This window comes from Methylococcus sp. S1M, assembly GCF_051295855.1.
Lineage (GTDB): Bacteria > Pseudomonadota > Gammaproteobacteria > Methylococcales > Methylococcaceae > Methylococcus > Methylococcus capsulatus.
This window is the reverse complement of record NZ_JBPDXO010000015.1, coordinates 1-11,084: the sequence shown is the minus strand read 5'-3', so window position 1 is coordinate 11,084 and position 11,084 is coordinate 1. Positions and strand designations below refer to the sequence as shown.

Genomic DNA, 11,084 nt, shown 5'->3' with positions numbered 1-11,084 from the left:
GGCATCACGCCAAAACAGCGGTTGGCCAGGGCCGCATAGCTCTACTTCTGATCTCCCCTAATTCCGGGAGGATTACCGGGGGAATACTTGTTGGCTTTGCTCATGGCTTCATTCTCTCTAGAGTCAAAGCCTCCTCAAAACCCGGGGCGATTCAGGTTCCAGGTCTGCTGGTTGTTCCGGAAGGGATCGGGTGCCGACTTGAAAACTTCGGGCGTCAGCAAGGCCAGGCAGAATCCGCCGGGATCGCGGACCGATTCGTAGCGGATGGTTTCGATGCCGGCTTGCCGGGCGTTCTCGGCAAGGGCCTGGGTCGCCGAGTAGTCGGAGGGATGCGTCCAGGCGGCACGGTTGGCCGACAGCGGCGGGCCGATTCGACGATCGCCTGGGTGAGAACCCGGGTGCGGTCTGTAGCGGGGGCGGATTCGGGTTGCAGCATCGCCGATACACTTTCGTATCGGAATCATTCTGAAGAGTATTCAGATCTGGTTGTGATTGCAAAGAATAAACTTGTTCCGCCCCAACGGGAATTTAGCCGGAACACAAAACGGTGCCGGACCGTCCGTTTCCTCATCAGAACGGCTGAAGACGAGGGGCGCCGCCGGGCGGATCGATGTTAGGGGCTGGTGCGGTGGCGACGGGCGACCGGCATATCTCCGGGCGTGCGTCGTCAACCGGTCGCCGCTCCCATCCGCCCCTCGTCCACGAATTTTTCCGTGGCATCGTCCAGGGCGCGGCTCTTGCGGCCCTGGCTGCGGTGGACGTACAGGGTCTTTGCCTCGATTTTTTGTTCGGTGGGGGCGGGGGGCAGAGTCATCGGGTATTTCACCGGTTGACGGTGGTCCGCCAGCTGCAACTCCGGGTTGAAGACGCTGTTGAATTTCCAGAGGCTCCGGAGGAAGTTGGTCTGCCCTCGTAGCAAATGGCCGCCGAGGATTTTCAGGGTGTCGCGCGCCGCGGCCCAGCCCATGTGCTTCTTGTAGAGCACCTGTTGGGTTTTCACCAGTTCGCCGTAGAACTCGGGCAGAGGAAGCCGGGTGGGGAGAACGGCATGCTGGATGTCGAACAGGCGGTAGTCGCGGGTCGTGAGCTGGCGGGATTCGGTGTGCCAGCTTTCTGTGCCAGGGTAGGGCGTGTTGACGCTGATGTTGACGATCTCCGGGATTTCCATGCACCACTGGCGGATCACCTCGAAGCGTTCCCTGTCCCAGTCGGGGTCGGCGATGAGGTTGATGGCGACGGTGATTCCCAAGGAACGGGCGAATTCCAGTGCCTCGAAGTTCTTACCGAGGCTGACGCGCTTGCGGAATTTCTGCAGACCTTCGGCGTCGATGGCTTCGACGCCGAGGAACATATATTCCATGCCCAGTCTTTTCCAGAGCTTGAAGACTTCCTTGTTGCGCAGCAGGACATCGCCGCGGGTCTCCAGGTAGTACTGCTTCCTGATGCCTTCGCGGGCGATGGCTTCGCCGATTTCCATGCCGTGCTGGGCCTGGATGAAGGCAACGTCGTCGACGATGAAGATGCCGGGCTCTTTGATGCGTCGAAGATCTTCCATGATGCGCTCGGTGCTCATTACACGATAGCTGCGGCCGTAGAAGGTCCAGGCGCTGCAGAAGCTGCAGTCCCAGGGGCAACCCCGGCTGAATTCGATGGAAGCGCAAGGGTCCAGGGTGCCGAGGAAATATTTGCGGCGGTACTTCAGCAGGTCACGGGCCGGGAGGTGCTCGTCCAGGTTATCGGTGAAGCCGGGCGGCGGCCCCTCGCCTGTCAGGCTGACCACGCCGGGCACCTCGTCGATGTTGCCGCGCCGGGCGAGGGTTTCCAGCAGTTTGGGTGCGCCGGCTTCGCCTTCGCCCCGCAGCACGCAGTCGAGTAGGCCCTCCCCATGGTCCAGCAAGTCTTTGGCAACGAATGAGGCACTGTGGCCGCCGACGAAGGTGAAGCATTCCGGCAACCGGCTCTTGGCGGTCTTGGCCAGGTCAATGACTTCGGGAACGTTGGCCAGGTAGTTGAGGGAGAAGCAGACGACGTCCGGGCGCCAGGTGTCCAGTTCACGCAGGAAGTCGGCGTGTGACTCCACCTGCAGGTCCATCAGCCGGATGTCGTGTCCGGCGCGCCTCAAGGATTCAGCCACCAGTTCCAGGCCCAGCGGTTCGAGGCGCAGGAAGACCTTGGTGTACATGAGAGGACTGGGGTGTACGCAGAAGACCTTCATGGGATCTCGGCTCCTTCCTTCCATAGTTTTTTGAGGTTTATCGATGAAGACGCCGTCAGAGACGATGTCCGACGGCGCAAGCTCGGATCGTCTCACATGGACGGATTTCTGGCTACTGCGCCGACGGCGCGGGAGGGTTTATGCGAGCGAGGAGCGCTTACTTGGTGCCGTGGCTCTCCTCGGCCGGTTCGGGGAGCTCCCGATGCCGCACCAGCAGGTTGTAGCGGTCGCTGTTCAGCCGTCCGGCCAGTGCTTCGACCAGATAAACGGAGCGGTGCTGGCCGCCGGTGCAGCCGATCGATACGTTGAGATAGCTGCGGTTTTCCGCCAGGAAGCAGGGTATCCAGCGTTCCAGGAACGCCGTGAGGTGGTTCAGGTAATCATGTACGTCCGCGCTTTCCGCCAGGAAAGCGACGACTTCCGGGTCTTTGCCCGTCTTCGGCCTCAGGCTGGCTGTCCAGTGCGGATTGGGCAGACAGCGGGCGTCGAACACGAAATCGGTATCCATCGGCACGCCGTGCTTGAAGCCGAAGGACTGGAGGCAGAGCGACATCAGGCCGCCGCTGGGGGTGCCGACGCGTTGGCGGACCAGTTCGCGCAGTTGGTGGATGGTGGTATAGGTGGTGTCGATGTTCAGGTCGGCCCGGCTCAGCACCGGTTCCAGCAGGCGCCTCTCCAGATCGATGGCCTCGGCCAGTGGCACCGATGCGTCGGTGAGCGGATGCTTGCGGCGGGTTTCGCTGAAACGCTTGAGCAGGGTTTCCGGCTCGGCCTGGAGAAACAGGAGCCGGCAGTCGACCCCCAGCCGGCGGGCCCTGTCCAGGATGTCCGGAAAGCCGGTGAGATTCGCGCTCTGGTTGCGGGCGTCGATGCCGATGGCGATCTTATCGAACGCGCTCGACCGGGAGGCGATGGCCTGCTGGAGGAACGGCTCGATCAGGGGAGCGGGCAGGTTGTCGATGCAGTAGTAGCCACAATCCTCGAGCGTGTCCAGGGCGATACTCTTGCCCGAGCCAGAGAAACCGCTGACGATGATGAGCCGCATCTGGAGACTTTCCGGCGCCTTATTGTGCTGATTCTCCGCAAACGGTATCACCGGGCGGTGACGGTCCGGTTACGGGCGGCCGTGGTCGTTGAGTTTTTCCTTGTGCTTGAGGATTTGGCGGTCCAGCTTGTCGACGAGGCCGTCGATGGCGGCGTAGAGGTCTTCCTGGGCGTCCTCGGCAAACAGGTTCGCACCCGTCACCTGCACCGTGGCTTCGGCCTTCTGCAGCAGTTTTTCCACCGACAGGATGACGTGGACGTCGAACAGTTGGTCGAAATGGCGTTCCAGTTTCTGGAACTTCCCGGTGGTGTAGTTTTTCAGGGCGTCGGTGACGTCGATGTGGTGTCCGCTGATGCTGAGCTGCATGAGATTCTCCCTGTGTCGGAACTGCGTAGCGCTTAGAACAACTGCTTTCTTTCGTTGGACGGCGGAATGCCCATCGCTTCGCGGTATTTGGCGATGGTCCGCCGCGCGACGTTGATGCCCTTGTCTTTCAGCATGCCGGCGATGGCATGGTCGCTCAAGGGCCGGGTCGCCTCTTCCTTGCTCACGATTTCCCTGAGGAACGCCTTGATCGCGGTGGCCGAGCATTCTCCGCCGGAATCCGTGGAAACGTGGCTCGAAAAGAAATACTTGAATTCGTAGATGCCATTGGGCGTGTGCATGTATTTCTGGGTCGTTACCCGCGAAATCGTCGATTCGTGCATGGAGACTTCTTCGGCAATGTCACGCAGCACCAGGGGTTTCATCGCGGTTTCACCGATCTCGAGAAACTCGCGCTGGCGGTCTACGATGGCGCGCGCCACTTTGAGCAGGGTTTCGTTGCGGCTCTGCAGGCTCTTGATGAACCAGCGCGCTTCCTGCAGATGATTGCGCATGGTCACGTTGTCGGAGCTGCTGTCCGCTCGCCGAATCAGGCCGCTGTAATAGGGGTTGACGCGCAGTCTGGGAGCGATTTCAGGGTTGAGGGCGACGGCCCATTCGGTTCCCTGCCGATAGACGAAGACGTCCGGGATGATGTACTGGTAGTCGTCCGGTTCCACCGCGCGGCCCGGTTTCGGGTCGAGGGACCGGACCAGACGGATCACTTCGGCCAGCTCGTCGTCGTCGAGCTCCAGCGCTTTCTTGAGCCTGACGAGATCCTTCTTCGCGAGCAGGTCGACGTGATGGCGGACCAGCTCGAGGGCCTGGGCGCGGTAGGGGGTGTTCTCGGGCATCTGCTGCAGTTGGATGCGCAGGCAGTCGGCCGGGTTTTCCGCAGCGATGCCGGGTGGATCGAAGTTTTGGATGCGGTGCAGAACCGCCCGGACTTCGTCCTGTTCGAGGTTTTCGAGTTGCGAGCTCAGCCCCTGGGTGATCTCTTCCACGGTGGCATCCAGATAGCCGTCATCGTCCACCGCATCGATGATGGCGGTTGCGATCGCATGGTCGCGCTCGGTGAAGGGGGTGAGCTCCATCTGCCAGAGCAGGTAATCCTGGAGACTTTGTCCCTTGCCCCGCTGTCCCAGGAAATCTTCGTTCTCCGGCTCTGCCGCGTTGCTGGGCGTGTAATTGTGCATGCCGTCGAAAACGTCCTCCCAGGAGGAGTCGACCGGCAGTTCGTCGGGGATGGTGGTCTGGGTGTCGAGATCGGGGAGCTCGGCGTAGGCGGGTTCGGCAGCGGCAAGCGGCGGCTCCTCGGTCACAGCGTTCAGGACGGGCTCTTCCTCGTCGGTGATTTCCAGCATCATGTTGGAATCCAGGGCCTGCTGGATTTCCTGTTGCAATTCGAGCGTGGACATCTGCAGCAGCTTGATGGCCTGCTGCAGCTGGGGGGTCATGGCCAGTTGCTGCCCCAGCCGAAGTTGCAGTGATTGTTTCATGATTGGTCTAACGCGCTGTCTTTCTGTGTGGTGCGATTATTGCTTATGTTAACGCATTGCGGCTGCGACATTAAAGCCGTTTCAAAGTGAAAAATTGTCTCCCAGATAGACCTGTCGGACCTCGCGATTGTTCACGATTTCGGTGGCATTTCCTTCGGCGATGACCTTTCCCGCGGCCAGGATGTAGGCGCGGTCGCAGATCCCCAAGGTTTCGCGCACGTTGTGTTCGGTGATCAGAATTCCGATTCCCCGGTTTTTCAGGTGTTCGATGATGTTGCGTATGTCGATGATGCTGATCGGGTCGACACCCGCGAAAGGCTCGTCGAGCAGCATGAAGCGAGGTTCGCAGGCGAGAGCGCGAGCGATCTCCACCCGCCGCCGTTCGCCACCGGACAGTCCTGCGGCGCGCTGGTCCCGCAAGTGGGAAATACTGAATTCTTCCAGCAGCTCTTCGATGATCAACTCCTGCTGTCCGCGCGTCAGATCCGGACGGAACTCCAGCACTGCCCGCAGGTTGTCGGCAACCGTCAACTTGCGAAAAATCGACGGCTCCTGAGGAAGGTAGCCCAGACCCAGTCTCGCCCGCGCATGCATCGGCATGTGAGTGATAGGGCGCCCGTCGATCGAAATGGTTCCCTGGTCCGGCCGTATCAGTCCGACGATCATATAGAAACTGGTCGTCTTGCCGGCGCCGTTCGGACCGAGCAAGCCGACGATTTCGCCTGTATCGATCGAGAGATTGACGCCATCGACGACGGTGCGCCGGTAATAGCGTTTGCCGAGGTTTTCTGCAATCAGGGTGCTCATCGGCTTACTTCGGTTTCCCGGCTTCGGCCTTCGGTGCCAGTTTGACGCGCACGCGTGATTTGTTCGACTGCGGATCGCCCGCCTTCACGAAATTCTTGTGGCTGTCGTACTCGATCCTGTCGCTTTCGGTGGAGTCGCCACCCTGCCAGACCACGGCCTTGTCGTACAGGATGAGAATGCCGGTTTCCGGGAAATATTCGGCACGCTGGCCGGTGCCGTGGATGTCCTCCTTCCCGCCGTCCGGCGTCTGCTTCAGACGGACCGGGTTCGCCCAGGCTACGACCTTTTCGGTTTTTCCTTCCTTCTGGTAGACGATCATCTTGTCCGAGTCCACGATCAGGCTACCCTGGGTCGAACGCACGTGGCCGACGTATACCGTCTGTCCGGTGGCCTCGTCGTAGGTGGCGGTATCGGCCTCGATGTAGATCGGCTGCTTGGCGTCGCTGGAAAGTCCGAACGTCAGGCCTGGCCAGAGGCAGGCCAGCGCAAGGGTGCCGAGCGTTCTGGTTCTAGCGCACGTCATGTTTTCTGCGGACATTGGAGAGAATGGTGATTTTGAGTTGATCGCCGAAATGAACCTGGGCACCGTCGCCGGAGAGGAAATCCGGGTCGCTGACGACTTCGACATGGTCGGCGGTCTCGGCGTAGTCCCGCTTGGGATCGACCACGGCGTTGCTGGTCATCACCCGGATCGCCCGGCCATTCCGGTCTGCCTCCCGCTGGATCAGCACCGCGCCTTCCAGGGCGATGGTCCCGTCCGGACGGAGGGTGCCATGTTCGGAGGAAACGACCCATGGGGGATTGTCCTCTTTCGAAAACATCGTGTATACCGGCGCCTTCAAGTCGGTGCGGTCGTCGTCGATGTAGTGCGTGAGGACCGGCGCCACCAGTAAATTCCTCGCCTTGCCGCTTTCATCCAGCGAAGTTCGCCGGATGTTGATGGAGAAATAGTCGACGGTGCCTTGTTCGGCACTCGCTTCGCCGTCTTCTTTGGGCTTGATCCTTTGCGCATACCAGGTACTGCCCAGTGCCACCAGAGCGAGCAGAGCGGTCGCGGCGATCTGCTGGCGCGTCGGGGTAATCAGAGGAACCTCGCCATCGCCAGATCGAGCGTGCCTTGAGCATGCATGATCAGGTCGCAGACTTCGCGCGCGGCACCATTGCCACCGTTGCGGGCTGTCAGCCAATGGGCCCGTTTGGCGGCCACGGGATGGGCATCCGCCACCGCCACGGCAAGGCCCGCCCGCCGGAAGAGCGGGACATCCGGTAGGTCGTCGCCCACGTGGGCGATCTGGGCATCAGTCAGTCCCAATTCCGTCTGCAGCCGGCCGAAGGCCTCGAGTTTGTCCTCGCAGCCCTGGAAGCAGTGCCTGACGCCCAGGCTCTCCATGCGGCGCCGGACGATTTCGGATTCGCGGCCGGAAATCACCGCGACCTCGACCCCGCTTTCCCGCAGCAGCCTGATGCCGAGACCGTCCCGGGTGTGGAAGGCCTTGTATTCGATTCGCTGGAGGTCGAAGAACAAGGTACCGTCGGTCAGCACGCCATCGACATCGAAAATCACCAGCCGGATGGCCGCGGCGCGGGCCAGAACCTCCCGGCTTGCTTCGAAAGGGCGTTCCCCGCTGGGGCAACGGTGTGTGTCCGGATTGCTCACAATACCCCCGCACGCAGGAGATCATGCATGTTGATCGCCCCGATCAGCCGCCCGTTTTCCACGACCGGCAGGGCGTTGATCCGTTTCTGTTCCATGATCCGGACGGCTTCGGCGGCGAGCAGGCTGCCTTCGACGGTCACGCAGGATCGGGTCATCACCGCGGTGATCGGGGTTGCGTGGATGTCCTGGGCTTTTTCCAGCAGGCGGCGCAGATCGCCATCCGTGAATACGCCTTGAATCGTACCGGCGCCATCGACGATCGCCGTCATGCCGAGCTTCTTCGCCGTCATTTCCAGCAGGGCATCCCGCACGCTGGCCTCCAGGCCGATGACGGGGGTATCGTCTCCCGTATGCATGATGTCACGGACGAAAGTCAAGAGGCGTCTGCCGAGACTGCCGCCGGGATGGGAAAACGCGAAATCCTCCCGCGTGAAGCCTCGCGCCTCGAGCAGTGCGACGGCCAGTGCGTCGCCCATGGCCAGCGCGGCGGTCGTGCTCGAGGTCGGCGCCAGTCCCAGCGGACAGGCCTCCTGTTGGACGCCGGTGTCGAGGTGGATGCTGGACTGGCGGGCCAGCGTTGAAAGTCGGTTGCCCGTCATGGCGATCAGCGGGATTCCGAGCCGTTTGATCAGCGGCAGGATGGTCAGAAGCTCTGCCGTTTCGCCGGAATTGGACAGAGCCAGCACGACGTCATTGCGGGTGATCATGCCCAGATCGCCGTGGCAGGCTTCTCCGGGATTGACGAAGAATGCCGGCGTGCCGGTGCTGGCGAGGGTCGACGCTATTTTCCCGCCGATATGGCCGGATTTGCCCATGCCCGTGACGACCACGCGGCCGTGGCAGCCAAGAATCAGCCGGCAACCGGCGGCGAAGTTCGAGTCGATGCGGTCGGCCAAAGCGCTTATCGCGGCCGCCTCCGTATTGATGACGTTGACGGCGAGCGCACAGAGGGTACGTTCGTCGAGCGCCGGATACTGTGGGTTCCCCATGGATGGTGATGATTGCTGTGTGCACCAGGAATTATGCCATATCCTTGATCGTCTGCCGGTGACCCGCCGGGGCGTTCCGTCTGCCAAGGCAGTCATAAGGGATTGCCTCGAAGGTTGCCTGCGGTCGCGGGTGTTGTTTATCATGCGGCCGCAATATCCCAACGAAGCTCTTGCAGGAGGTCGACTGATGCAAGTGAACGGCAAGATAGCGCAGGGTGTTTTATCGCTCGTGCTGGCGGCCAGCTGCCATTTGGTTCAGGCCAAACCGCTTCATGAGAAGCATGAAAAAAGAGACCGTAGCGTAGGTATGGCTTCCTACTACAGCGACCGGTTCCACGGGCGGCGGACCGCGAGCGGTGAACGCTATAACCGCGACGCCCTGACGGCGGTGCACAATTCCTTTCCTTTCGGTACTCTCCTTCGCGTCACGAATCTCAGAAACCATCGCAGTGTGCTGGTTCGCGTCAATGACCGGTCGTCGCGCCGTCATGGCCGGCTTCTCGATCTCTCCAAGCGCGCTGCCAGGGAATTGGGCTTTCTCGGGGCGGGACTGGCGCTCGTCAAGCTCGAAGTCGTCGAATTGGGCGCGGGTTAGTCGAAACCGCTTCACGTGTTTGCCTGATGGCTCGGCTCCGGTCGGAACGGGGGGCGTCTAATTCTTGACGTCCGAACTGGGAATATTCTATCGTTCTGATTTCGATAGAGCGTGGTGCGATATGAGCGCAGAGACCATCAAATTTACTGACAGCGCGGCTCAGCGAGTGAGCGAGCTTCTGGCCGAAGAAGGCGATCAAAACCTCAAGCTGCGCGTCTATGTAACCGGTGGCGGATGTTCGGGGTTTCAATATGGCTTTACATTCGATGAAGTCGTCAATGAAGACGACACGGTCGTTGAAAAGAATGGGGTCAGCGTGCTGGTCGACCCGATGAGCCTTCAATACCTCCAGGGTGCCGAGATCGACTATACCGAGAACGTTTCCGGTTCCCAGTTCGTGATCCGGAATCCCAATGCGACCACGACCTGCGGCTGCGGGTCGTCGTTTTCTGTCTGAGGACACATCCCCCTCTCCCGGTTCCCGGCAGCGTCCAGCTGTTCGCCGGGCCGGCCCCCTCTGGTTCGAGATTCCCTCCCGCCGGCCCTCGTTTTCCCTTATCCTAAGCGGCTTCCGGCGAGCCCTGCACAGGGCTGCAGCCAGGCCGACGCCGGCCGCGCCGGACCAACCGAGCGACCTTCCGAAGACGTTCCATGAATGATGTGATCACCCAATTGCTGCGTGGTACCCATGAGGTGCTGCGTCTGGAAGAGCTGCAGAAGCGCATCGAAAGCGGAAAGCCTCTGCGCATCAAAGCGGGATTCGACCCCACCGCCCCGGATCTGCATCTCGGCCATACCGTGCTGTTGAACAAACTCAAGCAGTTCCAGGATCTGGGGCATGAGACGATCTTTCTCATCGGCGACTTCACCGGCATGATCGGTGACCCGACCGGAAAGAACGTCACGCGCAGACCCCTGACTCGGGACGAGGTGATCGAGAATGCCAAGACCTATGAAGAACAGATCTACAAGGTCTTGTGTCCGGAGCGGACGCTGGTCATGTTCAATTCCAGTTGGATGAACGCGATGACTTCCGCCGATTTGATCCAGCTGGCCGCGAAGCACACGGTCGCCCGGATGCTCGAGCGGGACGATTTCGCCAAACGCTATGCCGGTGGTCAGCCGATCTCGATCCATGAGTTCCTTTATCCGCTTATCCAGGGCTATGACTCTGTCGCTCTCAAGGCCGACGTCGAGCTCGGCGGAACGGATCAGAAGTTCAATCTGCTGGTCGGGCGTCATCTGCAGGAAATCTACGGTCAGACGCCTCAGGTGGTCATGACCATGCCCATCCTCGAAGGGCTCGACGGCATTCAGAAGATGTCGAAGTCCCTCGGCAACTACATCGGCATCGCCGATCCACCAGACGACATGTTCGGAAAGATCATGTCGATATCGGACGACCTCATGTGGCGCTATTACGACCTCCTCAGTTTCGCCCCCCTGGCCGAGGTCGCGCGCTGGCGGAGGGAGTGCTCCGAGGGTGCCAACCCGCGCGATGTCAAGGTAAGGCTGGGGCAGGAAATCGTCGAGCGTTTTCATGGGGCGTCGGCGGCACGAAAGGCCCTCGAAAATTTCGAAGCCCGTCACCGGGACAACGCGGTGCCAGACGATCTGGTCGAACAGGTCATCGCCGTTCCGGACGGCGGCTACCCCATAGCGAACCTCGTTCATGACCTGGCACTCACCGCCTCGACGTCCGAAGCGCTCCGGCTTATCAAGCAGGGTGGCATTAAGATCGACGGCGAGCGCCTGGAGAATCCGAAATGCAGGATGACTGCAGGGGGAACTCACATCATTCAGGTGGGAAAAAGAAAATTTGCCAAAATTCGTCTTACCCCTTGACCTTCATTCCGGGTGGTGTAAAATGCGCATCTCTTTCGGGGCGCGGGCGGTTTTTAGGGCTGCGGGTGT

The 11,084-nt window shown here is 60.8% G+C and carries 13 protein-coding genes; 3 read left to right on the top strand and 10 right to left on the bottom strand.

Annotated features, from left to right (window positions below):
* Nucleotides 1–134: 134 nt before the first annotated feature.
* The 10 genes from ACSHWJ_RS15550 to ACSHWJ_RS15505 form a co-directional block, all read right to left on the bottom strand.
* A complete protein-coding gene (locus ACSHWJ_RS15550; RefSeq protein ID WP_050738165.1) occupies nt 135–464 on the bottom strand; it encodes an RES family NAD+ phosphorylase in 330 nt (109 codons plus the stop codon).
* A 203-nt stretch (nt 465–667) separates the two neighbouring features.
* Nucleotides 668–2,215: a hopanoid C-3 methylase HpnR gene (gene hpnR / locus ACSHWJ_RS15545; RefSeq protein WP_218797404.1), complete on the bottom strand. Its 1,548-nt coding sequence runs from the start codon at nt 2,213–2,215 to the stop codon at nt 668–670.
* A gap of 157 nt (nt 2,216–2,372) precedes the next feature.
* On the bottom strand, nt 2,373–3,260 hold the full coding sequence (gene rapZ / locus ACSHWJ_RS15540) for an RNase adapter RapZ (RefSeq protein WP_432540040.1): 888 nt from the start codon (nt 3,258–3,260) through the stop codon (nt 2,373–2,375).
* Between the two features lie 69 nt (nt 3,261–3,329).
* The gene (gene hpf / locus ACSHWJ_RS15535; RefSeq protein ID WP_367026131.1) at nt 3,330–3,626 is read right to left on the bottom strand and encodes a ribosome hibernation-promoting factor, HPF/YfiA family; all 297 of its coding nucleotides are present in this window, start codon (nt 3,624–3,626) and stop codon (nt 3,330–3,332) included.
* A gap of 32 nt (nt 3,627–3,658) precedes the next feature.
* Complete coding sequence (locus ACSHWJ_RS15530; protein ID WP_432540039.1) at nt 3,659–5,122, bottom strand: RNA polymerase factor sigma-54; 1,464 nt, start codon at nt 5,120–5,122, stop codon at nt 3,659–3,661.
* 81 nt (nt 5,123–5,203) lie between these two features.
* A complete protein-coding gene (gene lptB, locus ACSHWJ_RS15525) occupies nt 5,204–5,929 on the bottom strand; it encodes an LPS export ABC transporter ATP-binding protein (protein WP_010960072.1) in 726 nt (241 codons plus the stop codon).
* Between the two features lie 4 nt (nt 5,930–5,933).
* The gene (gene lptA, locus ACSHWJ_RS15520) at nt 5,934–6,452 is read right to left on the bottom strand and encodes a lipopolysaccharide transport periplasmic protein LptA (RefSeq protein WP_017364160.1); all 519 of its coding nucleotides are present in this window, start codon (nt 6,450–6,452) and stop codon (nt 5,934–5,936) included.
* Nucleotides 6,439–6,963: an LPS export ABC transporter periplasmic protein LptC gene (gene lptC, locus ACSHWJ_RS15515; protein WP_017364161.1), complete on the bottom strand. Its 525-nt coding sequence runs from the start codon at nt 6,961–6,963 to the stop codon at nt 6,439–6,441. Before lptC ends, lptA begins: the two co-directional genes overlap by 14 nt.
* Before the next feature lie 47 nt (nt 6,964–7,010).
* The gene (locus ACSHWJ_RS15510; RefSeq protein WP_218797405.1) at nt 7,011–7,586 is read right to left on the bottom strand and encodes a KdsC family phosphatase; all 576 of its coding nucleotides are present in this window, start codon (nt 7,584–7,586) and stop codon (nt 7,011–7,013) included.
* The gene (locus ACSHWJ_RS15505; protein WP_010960076.1) at nt 7,583–8,575 is read right to left on the bottom strand and encodes a KpsF/GutQ family sugar-phosphate isomerase; all 993 of its coding nucleotides are present in this window, start codon (nt 8,573–8,575) and stop codon (nt 7,583–7,585) included. Before ACSHWJ_RS15505 ends, ACSHWJ_RS15510 begins: the two co-directional genes overlap by 4 nt.
* 187 nt (nt 8,576–8,762) lie before the next feature.
* Here ACSHWJ_RS15505 and ACSHWJ_RS15500 point away from each other — a divergent pair, with 187 nt between their 5' ends.
* The 3 genes from ACSHWJ_RS15500 to tyrS all read left to right on the top strand — a co-directional run bounded on the left by ACSHWJ_RS15500 (nt 8,763) and on the right by tyrS (nt 11,015).
* Nucleotides 8,763–9,170 (top strand): septal ring lytic transglycosylase RlpA family protein, encoded by a 408-nt coding sequence (locus tag ACSHWJ_RS15500; protein WP_010960077.1) that lies wholly within the window; start codon nt 8,763–8,765, stop codon nt 9,168–9,170.
* A 64-nt stretch (nt 9,171–9,234) separates the two neighbouring features.
* Nucleotides 9,235–9,627 carry an iron-sulfur cluster insertion protein ErpA gene (gene erpA, locus ACSHWJ_RS15495; protein ID WP_010960078.1) on the top strand — a complete coding sequence of 131 codons (393 nt, stop codon included), beginning with the start codon at nt 9,235–9,237 and terminating at the stop codon, nt 9,625–9,627.
* Between the two features lie 194 nt (nt 9,628–9,821).
* The gene (tyrS, locus tag ACSHWJ_RS15490) at nt 9,822–11,015 is read left to right on the top strand and encodes a tyrosine--tRNA ligase (protein WP_017364162.1); all 1,194 of its coding nucleotides are present in this window, start codon (nt 9,822–9,824) and stop codon (nt 11,013–11,015) included.
* The last annotated feature ends 69 nt before the right edge of the window (nt 11,016–11,084 follow it).

Bases quoted from the DNA above. Each gene is read 5' to 3' on its own strand.
- ACSHWJ_RS15550 (WP_050738165.1), bottom strand. From the start codon at position 464: ATGATTCCGATACGAAAGTGTATCGGCGATGCTGCAACCCGAATCCGC.
- hpnR (WP_218797404.1), bottom strand. From the start codon at position 2,215: ATGAAGGTCTTCTGCGTACACCCCAGTCCTCTCATGTACACCAAGGTC.
- rapZ (WP_432540040.1), bottom strand. From the start codon at position 3,260: ATGCGGCTCATCATCGTCAGCGGTTTCTCTGGCTCGGGCAAGAGTATC.
- hpf (WP_367026131.1), bottom strand. From the start codon at position 3,626: ATGCAGCTCAGCATCAGCGGACACCACATCGACGTCACCGACGCCCTG.
- ACSHWJ_RS15530 (WP_432540039.1), bottom strand. From the start codon at position 5,122: ATGAAACAATCACTGCAACTTCGGCTGGGGCAGCAACTGGCCATGACC.
- lptB (WP_010960072.1), bottom strand. From the start codon at position 5,929: ATGAGCACCCTGATTGCAGAAAACCTCGGCAAACGCTATTACCGGCGC.
- lptA (WP_017364160.1), bottom strand. From the start codon at position 6,452: ATGACGTGCGCTAGAACCAGAACGCTCGGCACCCTTGCGCTGGCCTGC.
- ACSHWJ_RS15505 (WP_010960076.1), bottom strand. From the start codon at position 8,575: ATGGGGAACCCACAGTATCCGGCGCTCGACGAACGTACCCTCTGTGCG.
- ACSHWJ_RS15500 (WP_010960077.1), top strand. From the start codon at position 8,763: ATGCAAGTGAACGGCAAGATAGCGCAGGGTGTTTTATCGCTCGTGCTG.
- tyrS (WP_017364162.1), top strand. From the start codon at position 9,822: ATGAATGATGTGATCACCCAATTGCTGCGTGGTACCCATGAGGTGCTG.